Source organism: Alteromonas macleodii, from assembly GCF_903772925.1.
GTDB lineage: Bacteria > Pseudomonadota > Gammaproteobacteria > Enterobacterales > Alteromonadaceae > Alteromonas > Alteromonas macleodii_A.
Genome location: NZ_LR812090.1, coordinates 414,688 through 434,172, shown reverse-complemented (window position 1 = coordinate 434,172; position 19,485 = coordinate 414,688). Strand labels below are relative to the sequence as shown.

Genomic DNA, 19,485 nt, shown 5'->3' with positions numbered 1-19,485 from the left:
TTAGAATATTTCTTCTGGCTCAGGCGCAGTAGTCGTATCCTGCGTGGCCGGATCCAACACTTCGTCATCGCGAACATAAGTCGTTGGCTCGGTTCCCTGCAGGAAATATTCGAATAGTGTCGTATGGTCTGTTCGTCTGGTCAACTTTCCACTGGTACGATCAATGCGAACACGCACTATATTCTCTGGTACGGGCATTGGCGTATGTGGTTTATTTTCTAGAGCATGTTGCATAAATCTGATCCACGCTGGCTCAGCAGCTTTAGCTCCATCTTCAATACCGATCATGGCGTTGCCTATCCAGTTGAATTTCTCAGCATTCTTATTAATAAGGTTTTGGTTTCGCGTAGCTCGCCCTAACTGACGCCCCATGTTGTCGAAGCCTACCCATGTGGTGGCCACCAAATCTTTGTGGAAACCACTGAACCAGGTATCACGAGAGTCATTTGTGGTACCTGTTTTGCCAGCAATATCAGTACGCTGAAGGATATTTCGAGCACGCCATCCCGTACCTAGCCAATAGGTTTTCTTATTCCAATTACCATTCGCTCGAACAGCTGTACGCATCATCTCTGAAACTAAGAAGGCATTTTGAGCCGTAATGACCTGAGGCGCTATCGCTTTTTCAGTGTTTTCATCAAGGTCGGCGTCACTTAGTAAGATATCTTGGTTTAATTCAGCGGCTAGCAAGGCTTCAATATCCGCTTCTTCGTCTTCGGGCAGCATTTCTTGCTCGCTTTGATTTTCACAACGATTGCACGCCCAAACTGGGTTTGCTTTCCAAAGCTCATCGCCGTTTTCATCAAGCACTTTGCTGATAAAATGAGGGTTTACTAAGTAGCCACCGTTCGCAATGACCGACATACCTCTTACTACTTCAAGCGGCGTATGTGAACTCGACCCAAGGGATACGGTTTCATCAAGTGGGATATCGTCTTTATTAAAACCAAAGCGTGTTAAGTAATCGGCTGTTTCTCTAAGACCAACACCACGCAATAGTCGAACCGATACCACGTTTTTAGATTTGCCCAAGGCTTTGCGCATTCTTATTGGGCCATCGTACTCTGCCGGTGAGTTTTGCGGTCGCCAAGCAACACCTGTAGCGGCGTTCCATTGGTTTATAGGCGCGTCATTTATAATTGACGCAAGTGTGTAACCACTGTCTATTGCTGCTGAATAAACAAACGGCTTAATATTCGAACCCACCTGTCGTTTTGCCTGGGTCGCCCTATTAAATTGACTTTGGTAAAAGCTATAGCCGCCAACTACGGCTTCAACAGCGCCATTTTGAGGATTAAGCGCAATAAAGGCACCGCTTACTTCTGGAATTTGCGAAATACGCCACTGTCCTTCTTGCTGCCTAATATAAATTACTGCGCCTTCTTGGGTTACATCTGAGGCGGTTTTAGGGTCACTACCCTGCCTAAAATCCGTAATGTAGCGTCTAGCCCAATCGAGGCCATCCCACCCAACAGTTATCGTTCTGCCATCAACTGTCAGCACATCGATCGACTGTTCATTTACCTTGGTAACTACAGACGGCAATAAGGGGTTGATATGAGGAATTTCTTCAAGCACACGCATGAGAGATTCGTTGTCCCATTCTTCTCGTGTTGTCTTATTGCTGATATCAAAACTTACCGAAAGTTGAGGGATAGGATCATTCTTTCCTTCTGACTTAGGTATGTTCCACAGGTATCCGAGCGCACCTTTGTACCCATGACGTTCATCGTAATCATGAAGGTTTCTTACCACTGCGCGTTGCGCAGCAAGCTGCAGATCAGACGTTGCGGTAGCGTAAACTTGGTATCCGCCCGTTTCCGCTTCTTCTTTTCCATAAATTTCTACCATTTCATTGTAAATGGTATCCGCTAAATATGGCGCATCAACTTCAATCTCGGCCCCGTGTTTCTTAGCTGTAACCGGCGCATTAGCCGCTTCATCGAACTGGGCTTTAGTTATGTATTCTTCATCTAACATTCGAAGAAGTACAACACGTCGACGCTCAACCGAACGCTCTGGCCCGCTTACAGGGTTAAGTACCGAGGGGGCTTTGGGCAGACCAGCAATGGTGGCAATTTGCGCTAAAGAAAGTTCGTCTAGCGGTTTGCCATAATACACCTGAGCAGCAGCACCAAATCCAAACGCCCTGTGCCCTAACTCAATTTTATTTAGGTACAACTCCAGAATTTCCTGCTTGGAAAGCTCCTGCTCCATATGCAGCGCAATGAAAATTTCTTTAATTTTTCGAACGTAGGTCTTTTCACGGCTAAGAAAGAACCCTCTTGCTAGCTGCATGGTTAATGTACTCGCGCCCTGACGCTTTTCACCTGTAAGTACTAAACTTACTGCAGCGCGCACAATACCAATAGGGTCAATACCGTGATGTTCGTAGAAGCGACTATCTTCAGTAGCAAGTATGGCGTCAATTAATTCTTGCGGAACTTCCTCAAGTTTTACCGGGATCCGCCGTTTAACTCCATATTGTGAAATAAGTTTTCCGTCTTTAGTGTATATCTGCATAGGGGTTTGCAGTCGTACATCCTTAAGTACAGTAACACTTGGTAGGTCAGGTTTGATATAAAAGTAAATACCTACCAGTGCTGCAAAACCAAGAAGGCCTGATAGAAAGCTAAATAAAATAAGTGGTTTAATGTACTTCACTGTAACGGATACCAAGACATTTTGTTGAAATGACGTATATTCTATACGTATGTGTTATCTGTAGAACCATACGCACAATACTAATAGAGTAATATTGTACTTTAGAGCAACTACCTTTGAAACTGGACACTTGTAAATGAAATCGCTGTTCAAAAAAAAGCTGCCGCCCATTGTGGGCTTAGACATAGGCACGCGTCAAATAAAAGCGGTGTGGCTAGAACAATCAAAAGACGGGTTCGTCCTTCAAGGGTATGCCTGCGAACCCATCTCAAAGATCGCTTTTTCAGAGCGAGATATTAAAGATTATGAATCGGTTAGCGTTGCGCTAAAAAAAATCCGTAAATCGTTAAAAACAAAGTTAAAGCTGGCGAATGTAGCAGTAGCGGGCACGTCTGTTATTAGCAAAATCGTCTATATGGACCCTGAGCAAAACGATTACGACCTTGAAAATCAAATTGAGATAGAAGCAGACAGTCTTATTCCCTACCCCCTTGAGGAAGTCTATTTAGATTTTGAAGAAATGGGGCCAAGCGCGACTCACACTGGTAAGGTCAATGTTTTATTAACGGCCGCTCATAAAGATCTCGTCGACAGTCGGTTATTGCTAGCAAGAGAAGCTAACTTCGAGCCTAAGATTGTTGATATGGAAAATTACGCCATTGGTAATGCATTGGATTTTTTCCACACCCCACAAGCTGAAGATGAGCCGCTTTGCTGTATAAATGTGGGCGCCTCACTGCTTCAAATATGCGTGATTAAAAATGGTGATGTGATTTACACAAAAGAGCACGCATTTGGGCTAAACCAACTAATCAATGATATTAGCGCTATTCATATGGTGGAGCGCGAGGTAGCAGAACGTCAGTTACTAGACGGGACGCTTTCAGGCAATTGGGTGGAAGATACACTACCCATATTTGCGGCCAACCTTCAGCAGAATATTAACCGCGCACTTCAGATGTACATGAGCACTTTGCATGCTGAACGACCAAAGAAAATTCTGTTAAGTGGTGGCGCTGCTACCATCGAGCCATTGGTAGATATTCTGAAACAAGACTTAGGCCTTGAAGTAGATTGCTTCAACCCGTTTAGCAATATGACTATAAACCCAAAACTTGATACTACGCGACTTAGCAAAATTGCACCTCAACTTGCAATTGCTGCGGGTCTGGCGAGCCGGAGCTTTACGCCATGGCACATGTAAACTTACTGCCTTGGCGAGAAAAACAGCGCCAACATCAAAAACAACAATACTTAGCAGGCCTGGTTGCGGTGGCTGCTATTGTGGGCTTAATTTTTTGGTTTATTGGTCAAGCTATCGACCAGCAGATTAATAATCAAAACTCACGTAACCAATACCTTGAACGCGAAATAGCCGTGCTTGATGCGCAAATTGGTGAGATTAAAAAAGTAAAAGAAAGAAAGAGTGCGGTTGAGCAGCGTATGGCACTCATTGAGCAACTACAAGCAAACCGTAACGTCGCCCCTATTGTATTTGATGAGCTTGCCAAGCTGGTCCCCCAAGGTGTGGCTTTCGAATCTATGACAAGAACCAATAACATCATCACGATAGAAGGGATTAGCGACTCAAACAACCGTTTATCAGATTTTATGCGCGCACTAGATAATTCAAAAGTATTCGTGGGCGCAGAGCTTTCTACCATAAAATCTGACAGCAGTGCGGCTAGAGCGATTAGCAACTTTACGCTTACGTTTTCGATAAACCCGAACGTTGCTCCCTTAGAAATTGTAAGTAGTGAGGCGAAGTAATCATGAAGTTTGATGTCTCGAAACTAAAAGAACTCAACGAACTCGACTTTGAGCAAATCGCAATTTGGCCGAACGAAGTCCGCATCGTTGTCGCTGCGTTTCTTGCCATATTGGTAGGTGCTATAAGCTACTACACCTTGGTAAGCCCCAAACTACCGATTATGGATGCCGCCGAGCTAAAGGAGCAAGAGCTGAAACTGCAGTTTGAGGCTAAATACCGCATTGCAGCTAATTTAGAAGCGTATGAGGAACAACTTGCGAAGATAAAAGAAGACTTCTCTTCCATGCTGAAAAGCCTGCCAACCAGTAACGAAACGCCAGGCTTGCTTGATGACATCACGTACGTGGGTACGTCAGCTGGGCTAACGTTTGAACTACTTAACTGGCAACAAGAAGTACCAAAGGAATTCTACACCGAGCTTCCTATCGAAATGGAAGTGAGTGGAGGCTATCACAACTTCGGCGAATTCGTGTCTAAAGTGGCCGACTTACCTCGCATTGTTACGCTACACGACTTTGATATTAAGCGGGAAGTAGGCGGTTTATCTCTTAAATTGCAAGCTAAAACCTATCGCTCTGAAAATTCTTCAGATATTGAAGGAGATGAACAATGATTCGTTCGCTTTTATCTCTTTTGATCGCATTACTTATAACAGGCTGTTCGCCGAAGCTTGACGATCTTCAGGCCTACACGCAAAGTGTAAAAGAGCGCGCACAGCCTCAAATAGAACCCTACCCAGAGTTCAAAACGCCCACTCCATTTAGCTATACTGCAAGTACGCTTAGAAGCCCTTTCGACCGTCCGCGAAAAAATACGGCGCCGGTAGCTAAAGCAAGGGTAGAAAACTGTCTACAACCCAACTTTCAGCGCACTAAAGAAGCATTGGAAGCTTATGGTGTTGATGCCCTCGCCCTTGCTGGCAATTTTGCTGTTAAAGGAGAAAAGTGGGCATTATTAAAAAGCAACGATGGTGCGTTACATAAAGCTAAAGTAGGAAGCCGTATCGGCTTGTTTTATGGCAAAATTATGCAAATTGGCACCGACTCAATTACTATTGAACAATTATTACCTGATGGTGCAGGCTGCTGGCAAAGGAAAACAACAACAATGACTACAGCATCGAAGGCAGGAGAGTAAGCATGGCCGAACGATACATTTTTAATAAGTCTCTCAACCGAAGAGCGCCTAGATGGTATTGGCTGGCTTTTGCTGTCGCTGCAATATTTTCATGCACTTTTTTAGTGTCTCACCCCGTTAGAGCACAAGAGCCTCTATTAGTAGACCCCAACGCTAAACAAAATGAAACGGCGCCAACTACAACGGTTACCAATATAGACTTTACCCAAGCGCCCAATAGTACGGCAGTAACCTTGGTGGAGTTCGTTGGTACAGCACCTAAAGTGCAGCTTATTGAATCGCAGGGGAAAGTGTCTCTTACGCTCACCAATACCGCTTTAGCTGAAGATCAGCTCGTTGAGCTTAGCGTGGCCGATTTTGGCACTGTTGTTTCAACCATAGAAACCTTTGAAGATGAAAATGATGCACGCATTGAGATTAACTACTCTGGCCAAGTTACCGTTAAAAATACGGTAAAAGACAGTGTGCTGCGCGTAGCAATTTCGCCGATGGACAACGAGCAGCAAGAAGCGTTGGGCGCAGAGAAACAATACACAGGCGACCCGATTTCTTTAGACTTTCAAGATGTTCCTGTAAGGCAGGTTCTACAAATTATCGCGCAGGTAAATGGTTTTAACTTAGTCACAACGGACACAGTTTCAGGGAACGTCACGATTAGCTTGTCTGGCGTACCATGGGACCAGGCTCTAGATATGATTCTACGGGTTAAAGGCCTAGACAAGCGTTTAGAAGGCAACATTTTATTAATAGCGCCTGCCGAAGAATTATCTGCACGTGAAACTCAAGCGCTTCAGTCTAAAAAGCAAGTATCGGATTTAGCCCCACTGCACACGGTAAATATCTCGGTTAACTATGCTAAAGCCTCAGCGTTAGCCACTATATTAAAATCTACCGAGGGCGGAATCCTTTCGGAGCGTGGCGGCGTTACCGTGGACGAACGAACCAATACATTACTTATTCGCGATACTTTAGCGTCTATTGATGAAGCAAGAAAAACCATCAATGCATTAGATATTCCCGTAAAGCAAGTGCTGATAGAGAGTCGCATGGTTACTGTGCTTGACGATGTTGACGAGCAGTTAGGCGTGCGCTGGGGGTTCAGCGACCGCCAAGACGATAACGGCGTATCAGGCTCCCTTGAAGCGGCCGATACCATTGCCGGAGGCGTGGTGCCTAGCATTGATAACCGTCTTAATGTGAACCTTCCAGTGACCAGCGCAGCGGGGAGCATCGGCTTTCAAATTGCAAGTTTAGTAGACGGCACCATTCTAGATCTTGAACTTTCTGCGCTGGAATCAGAGAACAAGGGTGAAATTATTGCAAGCCCCCGTATTACCGTGGCTAATCAGCACGAAGCTTATATTGAACAAGGTACAGAAATTCCTTACGTTCAAGCAACGTCGAGCGGTGCAACATCGGTAGAATTCAAAAAGGCAGTACTATCGCTTAAAGTTACTCCCCATATAACGCCAGACAATCGCATTATTTTGGATTTGGTTGTAACCCAGGACACCCGCGGCGAAACCGTTGCTACGTCTACCGGTGATGCGGTAGCCATAGATACCCAGGAAATCAAAACCCAGGTATTGGTAGAAAATGGCGAAACGATTGTTCTTGGTGGAATTTTCCAACAAACCAGTTCTGATGGTGTTTCGAAGGTACCTTTATTTGGTGATTTGCCTTTTATAGGCGCCTTATTTAGAAATACCTCGCAGCTTCAACAGAAGCGAGAGCTACTTATTTTTGTTACACCTAAAATTGTTACAGAAAGACCATAAGTAAAATTTCACCCACAAAAATCGCGCATCTTAATGCGCTTTTTTTGTTTTAAGGCTTTTTTTGTAACTAAATTTACAGGTATACGCTATTTGTTAGTAACAAAACTTGCATCGCCTTGCATGAAACTGAGATAATCCCCGCCTCGAAATTTAAGCGAGGTTTAAGGAGTGGTGCTTATTGGACACTAAATAGGCACGAGTCAATGGGTAGGCTGGTAAGGCAACAGTGCACTGCCCCTAACATGATTAAGTTGTGATATAAGCAAATATGGCTGAAAAACGTAATATCTTTTTAGTTGGCCCAATGGGTGCTGGCAAAAGTACCATCGGTAGACATCTGGCAGACGAACTTCACCTAGACTTTTTTGATTCGGATCAGGAAATTGAGCGCCGTACCGGTGCGGATATCGCCTGGATCTTCGACCTTGAAGGCGAAGACGGTTTCCGTAAACGCGAAGAAAACGTCATTAACGATTTGACAGATAAGCAAGGTATTGTACTTGCCACTGGCGGCGGTTCTATTGTAACTAAAGCAGTGCGCAATCGTTTATCTGCCCGCGGTATCGTTGTTTATCTACAAACCACAATCGATAAACAAGTAGCCCGTACACAACGCGACAAACGTCGCCCTTTGCTACAAAACGAAGATCCAGAACAAGTTCTTCGCGATCTTGCAGAAATGCGCAACCCGCTTTACGAAGAAGTTGCTGATTACATTGTTGATACAGACGACCAAAGTGCACGTGCTGTAGCAAATCAAATTATCAGTAAAATCGGTCTATAAATTAAATATGTAATAGGAGGTGCTACGCCAATGTCAACCTTAACTGTGGAACTTGGAGAACGTAGCTATCCTATACAGATAGAGGCTGGGCTGCTTTCGCAACCCGGCCTTTTTAGTGCCTACATAAAAGGCCCGCTGGCGGTTATCGTAACAAATGAGACCGTTGCCCCGCTTTACTTAGAAACCGCTAAAGCAGCGTGCGGTGACGTTCAAGTTGAAACCATTATTTTGCCAGATGGCGAGCAGTACAAGAATTTAGAACAATTCGAAGTAGTCATGACTCGCCTTCTCGAACTAAATGCGGCAAGAGACACAACACTTATTGCCCTTGGCGGTGGTGTGATAGGTGACCTCACAGGCTTTGTTGCAGCAACTTACCAACGCGGTGTGCCTTTTATTCAAGTCCCTACTACCCTGCTTTCTCAGGTAGACTCATCGGTAGGCGGGAAAACCGCAGTAAACCACCCTCTAGGTAAAAACATGATTGGTGCTTTTTACCAACCTGTTTATGTTGCTATCGATACTGACTCGCTGGCAACACTACCGCCAAGAGAATTTGCTGCTGGTATGGCAGAGGTTATTAAATACGGCATTATTTACGATGCACCGTTTTTTACGTGGCTTGAAGATAACGTAGATGCACTTACGTCTCTTGATACTGAAATCCTTACCTACGCCATTTCTCGCTGCTGCGAAATAAAAGCAGATGTGGTTGCGAAAGACGAACGGGAAGGTGGCTTACGCGCCATTCTTAACTTAGGCCACACGTTTGGTCATGCTATTGAAGCTGAACAAGGTTATGGCAATTGGCTACACGGCGAAGCGGTAGCCGCTGGTACTATAATTGCTTGTAAAGCTGCTGAAGCATTAACATGGTTTGAAGCGTCAGAAACACGACGCGTGACAGCGCTATTTGAAGCTTTTGCACTGCCTATTGCAGGGCCTAGTAGCATGACGAAAGACGACTATGTTAAGCACATGAAACGCGATAAGAAAGTGGAAGCCGGCAGTATTCGATTTGTACTTCCTCAAGGTATTGGCAAAGCGGTTGTTACTAAAGACGTCACCGACGCCATCCTTACTGACATTCTCTCTTAGTCAATCGCGTTCGCGACAAACTGGCAGCGTGCCCTTTCATTATTCCCGAGACTTGGGAAGTAATAACAAGGTGCGTTGCTAGACTAGTTTTAAAGCAACGGTGAATAAGGGCAAACTCCCATGCAAAGTGAACTGCATGAACGTTTGGAATATCTGGTTAATTACTCCTCTCAGCTGATCTTCGTCAGCGGTGAGTCTATTGCTCAACAACAAAAAACCCTTGAAGCCTTTGTCTTTCAACAGCACGACGATACCGAAATTGCGTATTTGACCGCGCAAGATAATATGGAGCCTTCTGACTACCGTAGACAGCTTTGTCGCCAGCTACTCGGACAAGTAGTGGGAAGCTTTGTTCGCCCCCTTAATGAGTTACTTTCTGATTTAAATAGCCACGAAGGCCCAATTCTAATCGCTATCACCCAAGCCCATTACCTTCCTGATGCACTGTTACAAGAGCTGTGGGATTTGGTCTTACAAAGTCGATTTGCTGGAAACAAACAGCATTTAAACGTGCTTTTATTTGCAAATAACGCGTGGGCCGAGCGCGCTAAACAATGGCTTCCTGCTAAAAATACTGAAACTCCGCTTATTATTAGCAGCCAGTCTGTGATTAGTGAGCAGCCTAATTACGAGTCAGACCTCGATAAAATGATAGCTTCCCGAAGAGAAGCGTTTCAGGCTCATTTAGAAAATAGACAACGTGAAAATACTAAGACATTCACTAACCCGCTAAAAACAAAATGGTTTTATGCTGGTGTAGCTCTGGTGTTTCTGGCCACATTCTCTGGCCTTATCTATTGGCAGTACGGTGAAAAGCTCGCATCAATTTTCTCTCCTATTAGCCAGCAAACTCTTGAATCTAATCAAACTCAGGTTGAACCGGGTTCAGCCTATAACAAGCTAATTGCTGACGGCAATGGTGACGAAAGGCTTAATGCCGACGAGGAAAAAAACAGAGAAGTCACAGCTGCTGAAACGCAAAATGACGTAGGCGCACAAACCGGTAATGTGGAAATTGTCTCGGCTCCAAGTGTAACTCCTGAGCTAACCGGTCAATCAACCCTTGATAAACCATTGGAAAATGAAATAGCAGAGAATGACTCGCTAATTACCGACTGGGAAAGCGCAGTATCATCATTACCTGATGCAGGCTCTTTGTCTGAAACAGAAGGCGGTAATAGTAATATTACTTCAAGGGCGCAAAGCAGTAACTCTTCCTCTGTCGAGACTAGTCGAGGTGAAAGTAATGGGCAAACGGCTGCAGAGAATACACAAACAGCACTAACGAACCCGCAAAACACTGATACGGCGCTCAGCAACGATAATGTAAACCAAACATCACTGCAGGCAAACCAGTGGATTAGCGCTAACGATTACGCCATTCAGATGCTAGCGATGAAAAGCGAATCGGTGCTCAATGCGTTCTTGCGAGAAAACAATCTTGTAGACCAAACCCGCATTTATAAAACTGAACGCTACGGTGGCGATTGGTTTGTGGTTGTTTTTCGAGAAGTTTACTCCTCACTATCGCAAGCACAGCAAACTCGCGCAGCGTTACCTGAATACCCTGGCAGACAAAATGCGTTTATAAAGCGGGGGAGTCAGATCCTAGCTGAAATAGACAGAGCGCAAAATTAAGCCGATTCGAAGTCAAAAGCGCCTAGTTAGTTCTGATTATTTAGCTAAATTCCACTCTTGCGACACTTGTTGGTTGTCCGTTTTACTGATGAAAGTTACAATCTACCTTTAGCGTGGTGATATCTGATACTGATCAGCATAAAAGTATAAAGACGACCCTTTCCCTTGGAACGGCGGCGCAAGGAAAAACCACCGTCTTCATTCCGTCTAGGTAGTAACGTTTAAGCATGATGCAGAAAAAGAACCGTGCCTTTTTAAAGTGGGCCGGTGGCAAATACAGCTTGGTTGAGCACATTCAGGCCAGATTACCGCAAGCTAACAAACTTATAGAACCGTTTGTTGGTGCCGGATCTGTATTTCTGAATACGCAATACAAACGCTACCTGCTTAATGATATCAACCCTGACCTCATTAACTTATACAACTTCTTAAAAGCCCAACCCGACGCGCTTATTAACGATGCGCGCTCATTTTTTGACGGGAGCCGTAATGAAGAGAAGATGTATTATGACCTACGTGAAGAGTTCAACGGCACGCAAGACGAATACTATCGCGCCATTCTTTTTCTCTATTTGAACCGCCACGGCTATAACGGTTTGTGTCGATATAGCCTTCAAGGTCGCTTTAATGTGCCTTTTGGCCGGTACAAAAAGCCTTACTTTCCAGAAGACGAAATGTTTGTTTTTTCTGAAAAATCACAAAAGGCTACCTTTACTTGCCTACCGTTTGAGAAGGTTTTTTCAAGAGCTAGGCGAGGCAATGTTATTTATTGCGACCCACCCTACGCACCTATTAGCAAGACAGCAGCTTTCACCAGTTATGCGGCGCGAAGTTTTGGGCAAGAGTCACAAGAAAAGCTAGCAGAACTGGCCACCCGCGCTTCTAAAAAGCGTGGTATACCTGTGCTGATATCAAACCACGATTTACCGCTAACCCGTGCTTTATATCAAGGTGCAGACTTTAGCATGCTGTCAGTTAAACGCTCGATTAGTCAAAATGGCGCGAAGCGACAGCCAGTAGATGAGATATTGGCTTATTTCCCTCCCGCTAAAGTCGTTGTGAAACGAAAAACACGCAAGAAAAAAACAGCTCAGCGCCCTTCTTCTGATTAATTATTGCGAGGTGTAAGGTTAGAAAACACCTATGTGAAGCGATGAAGCGCTTTTGCTAAGTGTGAAGGGCTATTATCCGTAGCCTGTATACCACTTTACAAACATAAAAAGTGAAACGACGAATATCACGACTAATACGACACCGATAACAGCAAAGCTGATAAAGGTACCTTTGGTAAAGTCGCGTTCATAGTTTTTGTGGCTTTGAACACCGAACAAACTTGCCACTACACTACCTAGAACTGACCAGAAACCAGTACCAGATTGCATAATATCCCCTTAAGAATCGTTTGAGGGTGAGGTGAAATCGCGATTACCATCGTCGCTGTGTAGCAACTCTAGTAAATCTAAAAAGTGAAACTGGAAGGACGGTGACTTTCCTGCTATCCATGACAGCCAGCTAACCTCTTCTACTCCCTCTTGATGACGGGCGCATTGGTTTTGAATGTGGCTTGCAGGAAGTTTTGGATTAAACTCGGTAACAGGCTGAAATTCACAAACAGACGAGCGTGAGCTTGGCGGGTTTGTAACGGCCACGCTAACTAGGGCAACGGCTCCACAAATCGCAAAAAAAGGAAGAACTTTCATCCTGAACACCCCTTACACTCGTTTAAAATTTAATCTCATTATAATCAAAAGCAGGTAACGAACAAGTTAAAAATGCGTGCTGTTTAAAATGAAAAGCCTAATGCAATTACATTAGGCTTTTACTACTCAACGTTTTAATAAAGAGGTCGATCCATCGGACTCTTTTTGAAAAATTAAAGCTCGAAGTCTACTGAATAAGCTACAGTAAATTTAACTGCATCGTTATCATATTCGTCGTCACCGCCCATATCATCAAGGTCAGTGCCTGTAATTGCAAAACTAAATCCGTCTTTTGCAATTGAAACACCGTAGTCTACATAACCTTCAACGCCATTGAACGCTTCAGCAAAGTCACCTTCGTGATAACCTACGTGAAAACCAAGTTCAGTACCGTTTAAAATTTCGGTGCTGTAATCAAGTGATGTGTATGATGCTTGAGCGAAACCAAAGTCCTGCCCTTCGCCCTCATCGGCCTCAGTGTGAGCTAATAAGTAAACAGTAAGGCTAAAGCCCCCCATGCCTACTGAGCCATATACTTCTGCGAAGTCGAAGTTCGCCTCATCATCGTAGTTGTAGTAAAGGTAACCGAAATCATACGCAATGCCGTCAGACTCGCCAGCAAAACCAAAATACATATCGTGCTCGTATGAATATTCATCACCTGCACCGTAATTCACGTTAGACGCCCACGTACCTGCATAGAAACCACTTTCGTGTGCATAGTCGATACCGCCCTGTACGGCAGCTTCGTTAGTTGTCTGTGTTAGACCACGCCAAATGTAGTTGCTGGTAGCACTTGCATTGGCAGTAAATTCGCCTTCGGCATAGCTCGGCATTGCAGTTAGTAGACACGCTGAAGAAATAGCAGCGGCAAGTAGGGTTCTTTTTGTAGATGTTTTCATGTGTGTTCTCCAGTCAAATTCAAACTTGTTGTAATTCGTTTTTTCTGTCTGTGTTTTCTTTTTTGGACTGGGTAACGCAAAGTTGATGCCCATTTATGGTTCATTGAAAATGCTTGCTAATTTATTCGTAACATACTGATAAAAAACAACTTATAAATACATCACTTAATACTCCTGTAATTTATTCAGTTGAAGCGCAGTTTAAAAATGCACCAATAAAACGCAGCCTCACCAAAATTGGGCAGCAGCACGCTTTACGGTTGTCTGTCTTAAATTTATGCCAAATCAACCTTGATGTGCCCTTTACATAGTAAAGAAGCATGGTTTTGGGTAAACTTTCGCTACCTTATACCGTAAGTGGCAACGCACCTTGTTGTTTTTGACTTGAAGGACACGCAATGAAACCCTTTTTAATTGCCCCATCAATACTCTCTGCCGACTTTGCTCGACTTGGTGAAGACGTAGAAATAGTATTAGACGCAGGCGCCGATGTGGTGCATTTCGATGTGATGGACAACCACTATGTGCCAAACCTTACGTTTGGGCCAATGATTTGCGAAGCATTGAGAAAATACGGCATAACCGCGCCGATTGATGTTCACCTTATGGTAAAGCCAGTAGATGACCTTATTGAGAAATTCGCCAACGCGGGGGCAAGCTACATCAGCTTTCACCCAGAAGCGTCTGAACACATAGACCGGTCTCTTCAGCTTATTATTGATGCAGGCTGCAAACCCGGCTTGGTATTTAATCCAGCCACGCCGCTACACTACTTAGATCATGTTATGGATAAACTACACCATATTCTTATAATGTCGGTGAATCCTGGCTTTGGCGGCCAAAAGTTTATCCCCAGCACCCTAGATAAAGTACGTGCGGTGAAGCAGCGTGTACTTGAAAGCGGCTATGATATTCGAATTGAAATTGACGGTGGCGTAAAAGTCGATAACATTCGCGCAATAGCAGAAGCTGGTGCAGATATGTTTGTGGCTGGTTCGGCCATTTTTTCTCAACCCGATTACAGCGATGTGATTGCGCAAATGCGCGATGAACTTTCATCGCTATCTAAAGCTTAGTTTTTAACAGAATTTAACGTATTACAGGTAAATAGAAATGAGTAACAAACCCGTTGTATTAAGTGGCTGCCAGCCTTCAGGACAACTTACCCTTGGTAACTATATGGGTGCACTTAAACAGTGGGTTTCCATGCAAGACGATCACGACTGCTTATACATGATTGTCGATTTACATGCGATCACCGTAAGACAAGATCCAAAGCAGCTTGCCGAAGCCTGTCTTGACGGCCTTTCTCTTTATCTAGCTTGCGGTATCGACCCGCAAAAGAGCACGCTATTTTTGCAATCACATGTGCCTGAGCATGCGCAACTGTCGTGGGTATTGAATTGCTATGCTCAAATGGGCGAGCTAAACCGCATGACGCAGTTTAAAGATAAGTCTGCGAAAAACGAGAACAACATAAACGTGGGCTTGTATAGCTACCCTGTGCTTCAAGCAGCAGATATTTTGCTTTATCAAGCGGACAAAGTACCTGTGGGTGAAGATCAAAAGCAACACCTTGAGTTAACACGCGACATTGCTACCCGCGTGAATAATCTATATGGCGATGTATTCCGTTTACCTGACCCTTATATTCCAGAGTTCGGTGCCCGTATCATGAGCCTGCAAGAACCAGAAAAGAAAATGTCTAAGTCAGATAACAACCCCAATAACTTCATTGGTCTGTTAGAAGATCCTAAGAAGCTAGCTAAGAAGATTAAACGCGCGGTAACCGACTCTGACGAACAAGCCAATATTTACTTCAATCCAGCCGAGAAACCAGGTGTATCTAACCTACTTACCCTGCTTTCATTAGCAACGGGTAAAACAGTAAAAGAGCTTGAGCCTGAATATACAGATAAAATGTACGGCCACTTAAAAGGTGATGTTGCAGATGCAGTGGTATCTTTACTAGAGCCTATCCAAACCCGCTATGCTGAAATCCGCGCAGACAGAGCCTACTTAGACGACGTTATGCGCCAGGGTGCAGAGAAAGCTTCAGCACGCGCAGCAGAGACTCTAGCCAAAGTTTATAAAGCAGTGGGTTTTATTCCAAAGCCGTAACTTAAATACTGCAACTAAAAGACATGAAGCGTTCATAGAGCGCTTCATGTGTCTAACCCACACATTTCAGAAATACCAAGGACTAGCACTGCTGTGTTGCTGTTAATTGATAACTTCGATTCGTTCACTCATAACCTTGCTCGCTATTTCACAGAGCTTGGAGCTGACGTTGAAGTAGTGCGAAACAACGCTCTCAGTATTGACGACATTGCGCGCATAGCGCCTTCACAGCTTGTTATCTCGCCAGGCCCTTGCACGCCTAACGAAGCGGGTATCAGTTTGTCTGCGATAGAGCATTTTGCCGGTGAAATTCCCATAATGGGCGTTTGCTTAGGTCATCAAGCCATAGGTCAAGTCTTTGGTGCAGAAGTGGTAGGTGCCCAAGAAATTAAACACGGTAAAGTTTCAGCATTGTCCCATTACAATACAGGGCTATTTGAAGGGCTACCAAACACCTTTAACGTAACCCGCTACCATTCATTAGTATTAAACCCTGAATCTTTACCTCCATCACTACGCGTCGATGCTTGGTGTGAGACAGCGTTGGGTACAAAAGAAATTATGGCCGTTTCCCATAATCGCTACCCTATATGGGGTGTTCAGTATCACCCTGAATCATTACTTACCGAACACGGTCACAGCGTGCTTGAAGCTTTTCTTCATCACAAAAAGGTTTAAGTCTACAGGCGTATTGCCGATACCGTACATAATGTAAAAGGTTGCGCTTGAAGGCCGTTAAAATTCGCAATTCACTGATTTTTCGTTTAACTTTTCATAATCAAGTTTAGCCAAGCGCTAACTGAGCTTTATGTTGAAAACTACATAAGCGATATCAATCATTGCAGGGTGCTAACTGAGCTTTTAAGTGGTGGCTACATCTTCATCATTACCGCAGCTAAAGTTATAAAGGCCCTTAATGTACGATAATATCGCCGTTCACCAAAAAGTTATGAGCAGGAGTGCTTTTGATATGACTATGGGGGCAACCACACCGCCGACGATAGATGATCGATTTGAAAATATGATCATCTCACCCGAGCGCGTGCTTGAAATGCTAGGAAAGCGCAAGGTGGGCCAAGTCAGCTTCGAACAGTCTGAACAGGGCGACGCACGCAGGCTTCTACTTCACGTTGAAAAAGTCGCAATTGAAAACAAACGCCTACAGGAAAAAACAGAAGCCTCTTATTTAGAGTCGGTTAGCCACCACCTTCACGAGATTTTGCTTGGTGAACTTACTGAACAACTTAGCTATACCGATGAACTCGTTCAGAAAGTGCTTAACTTGCCTGAAAACATTGGTGAGCTATTAGATGCCTTATCTGTAAAAGCATGCTCAGTGTCAAAGCTAGAGCCTATAGTAGCCACTATGCCATGGCTTTACGACGAACTTATCGTAGTAGTAAATACGCCCCGATTTAGGCGAAAAGACTCGCGAGGGCGTATTATTGTTGTTGAAACCTTACGTACCGCTTTAAGCTTTTTAGGTATCGAAAACTTACGTACGCTAATCCCGTCGCTGATATTAAAGCGTGCGATGCCCCAAATTACCGATCCTTACCCGCTGATAAAACAAAAACTAACGCATTACTCTACGGGCGTTGCGCTCACCGCTAAGCGCCTTGCTTCATTAAGCGACCTTAATAAAAACCAAGCTTACGTGTTGGCAATGGTAAGTAATTTAGGGCGCTGCGCTGTCACGCGGCTTTACTTTAAACTGTTTGATAAAATTCAGCTGCATCTACTGCAAGAGTGTCAAAAAGATAAAGAACAAAAGCGTCACGAAGCTTTACTAAGAATTGCGCCATCAGCAAATCACCTTATTGCCTTACAGCAAGAGTTTGCTGATGCAATTAGCGCAGACATTTTAGAGTGGATGCACTTTACCCGTCTGCCAATTGCACAGCCAATGCGTGCTTGTGCTGATAAACAGCCAACACAGACCAAGACGTTGAGCAAAATACTCCATCAAGCGCGCGCGTATACGCAAATACGCATGTTGCATCAGTTAAAGCTTGTCGACATTAAAGAAGTTAAACCACTTTTCGCTGAACAAAAATACCCTGCGGGTGCACTTGAGGCACTTAAAAGCACGGATATCTTTACCCTTCCATTGGTGAAGAATGAAGATAGTTACTAAAGCTAATTGCTGCCCCCTACTCATTTGGAACAAAAATCAGGCAAAATAGCGCACTACACGTGAAATATTTTATGGATATTCATGCATTGGTTATGCACTTTTCGCATACTAGTTGTCTGATACTCAAAAATATTGACCGTAACTCAGTACTTTGCCTGTTTTCAGCTTGAGTAAACAAGCAAGTTTGTCGCGGCGCATTACCCTCTTTAATTCTGTTAAAGCACCACAAAACCTCTACGCGGCGCTTTTCTTAGCGTAAAAATTGATTATTACTAATTGATATAGCCCAGTAGTTAATAGTTATTCACTTTTCCTGCAAATTAAGCCACAGTCCTTATAAATAAAGGGCTGCAGCCCTTTGCATAGAAGACAAATGTTAAAAAAAATGGCATACTGTAAATCAAATCCGATTAGTTTTTATGCGCCCAATTAATGCTTATTGACTCACGCAGCACGTATAAAACGTGCTCATTGATTAGACAAGCAAGCTCACATAGTGTGATTGGCGCCCAATGCAGAGGTAACAAAGATGAACGTAACTCGCGCTACATTTGATGATGTAATGGTTCCTAACTATAACCCAGCAGGTATGGTACCTGTTCGAGGTGAAGGTTCACGCGTATGGGATCAAGATGGAGCTGAGTACATCGACTTTGCAGGCGGTATTGCAGTAAACGTTTTAGGCCACTGCCACCCTGAGCTAGTAAAAGCACTTAATGAACAAGGCAGCAAGCTTTGGCATTTAAGTAACGTATTTACCAACGAGCCAGCGCTTCGCCTTGCTAAAAAGCTTAACGATGCAACTTTCTCTGACAAAGTTTACTTTGCCAACTCTGGTGCGGAAGCTAACGAAGCGGCACTTAAGCTTGCTCGTCGTTGGGCACTTGATAAGCACGGTGAAGACAAGAATCAAATCATTGCTTTTAATAAAGGCTTCCACGGTCGTACTTTCTTTACCGTAACGGTAGGTGGTCAAGCGGCTTACTCTGACGGTTTTGGTCCTAAGCCAGGCGCTGTTGATCACTGTGACTACAATGACTTAGCTGCTTTTGAAGCCCTAATTTCAGATAAAACTTGTGCTGTAATGATGGAACCGCTTCAAGGTGAAGGCGGGATCATTCCACCGGACGCTGACTTTGTAAAAGGTGTACGTGAGCTTTGTGACAAACATAATGCACTACTAATTTTTGATGAAGTTCAGTCAGGCGTTGGTCGTACTGGTCATCTTTATGCTTACATGGGCCTTGGCGTAACACCCGATATCCTAACTACAGCTAAATCGCTTGGTGGTGGCTTCCCAATTGGCGCCATGCTAACAACGAATGACATCGCTGCACACCTGAAGCCTGGTACCCACGGTAGTACTTATGGTGGTAACCCACTTGCTTGTGCGGTAGCAGAAAAAGCGTTAGATATCGTGAACCAGCCTGAAGTGCTTGAAGGCGTGCTTAAGAAAGAAGCGCTTTTCCGCGAGTTGCTTGGCGCTATCAATGACAAGTACAACGTATTTGAAGAAGTACGCGGTCAAGGCATGCTGTTAGGCTGTGCACTAAATGAAAAATATCAGGGCCGTGCACGCGACTTTATGATGGCAGCCACCAAAGAGAACCTAATGTGTCTTGTTGCTGGCATGAACGTTATTCGTTTTGCACCTTCACTTGTTATTCCTGATGAAGACATTAAAGAAGGTCTTGCACGTTTTGAGCGCGCCGTTGCCGCCGTTGTAAACGCCGAATAATTACAACACGAGTAGCG

The 19,485-nt window shown here is 44.2% G+C and carries 18 protein-coding genes; 14 read left to right on the top strand and 4 right to left on the bottom strand.

The features are described 5' to 3' along the window. Window positions 1-2,664 carry a penicillin-binding protein 1A gene (locus PCAR9_RS01860; protein ID WP_179982165.1) on the bottom strand — a complete coding sequence of 888 codons (2,664 nt, stop codon included), beginning with the start codon at window positions 2,662-2,664 and terminating at the stop codon, window positions 1-3. Window positions 2,665-2,800: 136 nt separating this feature from the next. Here PCAR9_RS01860 and pilM point away from each other — a divergent pair, with 136 nt between their 5' ends. The 9 genes from pilM to PCAR9_RS01815 all read left to right on the top strand — a co-directional run bounded on the left by pilM (window position 2,801) and on the right by PCAR9_RS01815 (window position 11,982). Next, a complete protein-coding gene (pilM, locus tag PCAR9_RS01855; RefSeq protein ID WP_179982164.1) occupies window positions 2,801-3,868 on the top strand; it encodes a type IV pilus assembly protein PilM in 1,068 nt (355 codons plus the stop codon). Continuing rightward, a complete protein-coding gene (locus PCAR9_RS01850; RefSeq protein ID WP_179982163.1) occupies window positions 3,856-4,434 on the top strand; it encodes a PilN domain-containing protein in 579 nt (192 codons plus the stop codon). The genes pilM and PCAR9_RS01850 overlap by 13 nt, the downstream gene beginning before the upstream one ends. Window positions 4,435-4,436: 2 nt before the next feature. Further along, complete coding sequence (locus tag PCAR9_RS01845; RefSeq protein ID WP_179982162.1) at window positions 4,437-5,048, top strand: type IV pilus inner membrane component PilO; 612 nt, start codon at window positions 4,437-4,439, stop codon at window positions 5,046-5,048. Then, window positions 5,045-5,572 carry a pilus assembly protein PilP gene (locus PCAR9_RS01840; protein ID WP_179982161.1) on the top strand — a complete coding sequence of 176 codons (528 nt, stop codon included), beginning with the start codon at window positions 5,045-5,047 and terminating at the stop codon, window positions 5,570-5,572. Before PCAR9_RS01845 ends, PCAR9_RS01840 begins: the two co-directional genes overlap by 4 nt. Window positions 5,573-5,574: 2 nt before the next feature. Continuing rightward, window positions 5,575-7,350: a type IV pilus secretin PilQ gene (locus PCAR9_RS01835; RefSeq protein ID WP_179982160.1), complete on the top strand. Its 1,776-nt coding sequence runs from the start codon at window positions 5,575-5,577 to the stop codon at window positions 7,348-7,350. 268 nt (window positions 7,351-7,618) lie between these two features. Further along, on the top strand, window positions 7,619-8,134 hold the full coding sequence (gene aroK, locus PCAR9_RS01830) for a shikimate kinase AroK (RefSeq protein WP_014948032.1): 516 nt from the start codon (window positions 7,619-7,621) through the stop codon (window positions 8,132-8,134). Window positions 8,135-8,164: 30 nt separating this feature from the next. Beyond that, complete coding sequence (gene aroB, locus PCAR9_RS01825) at window positions 8,165-9,232, top strand: 3-dehydroquinate synthase (protein WP_179982159.1); 1,068 nt, start codon at window positions 8,165-8,167, stop codon at window positions 9,230-9,232. 120 nt (window positions 9,233-9,352) lie between these two features. Continuing rightward, window positions 9,353-10,870 (top strand): SPOR domain-containing protein, encoded by a 1,518-nt coding sequence (locus tag PCAR9_RS01820; RefSeq protein ID WP_179982158.1) that lies wholly within the window; start codon window positions 9,353-9,355, stop codon window positions 10,868-10,870. Window positions 10,871-11,097: 227 nt separating this feature from the next. Then, entirely contained in the window at window positions 11,098-11,982 is an 885-nt protein-coding gene (locus PCAR9_RS01815) for a Dam family site-specific DNA-(adenine-N6)-methyltransferase (protein WP_179982157.1), read from the top strand. Between the two features lie 72 nt (window positions 11,983-12,054). On the opposite strand, the gene PCAR9_RS01810 is transcribed toward PCAR9_RS01815, so the two are convergent. From PCAR9_RS01810 to PCAR9_RS01800, 3 genes are all read right to left on the bottom strand, one after another. Beyond that, a complete protein-coding gene (locus PCAR9_RS01810; RefSeq protein WP_179982156.1) occupies window positions 12,055-12,252 on the bottom strand; it encodes a DUF2970 domain-containing protein in 198 nt (65 codons plus the stop codon). A 9-nt stretch (window positions 12,253-12,261) separates the two neighbouring features. Continuing rightward, the gene (locus PCAR9_RS01805; protein ID WP_039217648.1) at window positions 12,262-12,570 is read right to left on the bottom strand and encodes a hypothetical protein; all 309 of its coding nucleotides are present in this window, start codon (window positions 12,568-12,570) and stop codon (window positions 12,262-12,264) included. Window positions 12,571-12,743: 173 nt separating this feature from the next. After that, window positions 12,744-13,565, bottom strand: a complete 822-nt coding sequence (locus PCAR9_RS01800; RefSeq protein ID WP_179982155.1) for a TorF family putative porin — start codon at window positions 13,563-13,565, stop codon at window positions 12,744-12,746. A 305-nt stretch (window positions 13,566-13,870) separates the two neighbouring features. Between PCAR9_RS01800 and rpe the strand changes: the two genes are divergently transcribed. The 5 genes from rpe to PCAR9_RS01775 all read left to right on the top strand — a co-directional run bounded on the left by rpe (window position 13,871) and on the right by PCAR9_RS01775 (window position 19,468). Next, window positions 13,871-14,548: a ribulose-phosphate 3-epimerase gene (gene rpe / locus PCAR9_RS01795; RefSeq protein WP_179982154.1), complete on the top strand. Its 678-nt coding sequence runs from the start codon at window positions 13,871-13,873 to the stop codon at window positions 14,546-14,548. Between the two features lie 37 nt (window positions 14,549-14,585). Beyond that, a complete protein-coding gene (gene trpS / locus PCAR9_RS01790; RefSeq protein ID WP_179982153.1) occupies window positions 14,586-15,593 on the top strand; it encodes a tryptophan--tRNA ligase in 1,008 nt (335 codons plus the stop codon). Window positions 15,594-15,686: 93 nt separating this feature from the next. Then, entirely contained in the window at window positions 15,687-16,271 is a 585-nt protein-coding gene (locus PCAR9_RS01785) for an anthranilate synthase component II (RefSeq protein WP_179985122.1), read from the top strand. Between the two features lie 292 nt (window positions 16,272-16,563). Further along, window positions 16,564-17,730 (top strand): HDOD domain-containing protein, encoded by a 1,167-nt coding sequence (locus tag PCAR9_RS01780; protein ID WP_179985121.1) that lies wholly within the window; start codon window positions 16,564-16,566, stop codon window positions 17,728-17,730. A gap of 529 nt (window positions 17,731-18,259) precedes the next feature. Next, the gene (locus tag PCAR9_RS01775; protein WP_179982152.1) at window positions 18,260-19,468 is read left to right on the top strand and encodes an aspartate aminotransferase family protein; all 1,209 of its coding nucleotides are present in this window, start codon (window positions 18,260-18,262) and stop codon (window positions 19,466-19,468) included. Window positions 19,469-19,485: the final 17 nt, after the last annotated feature.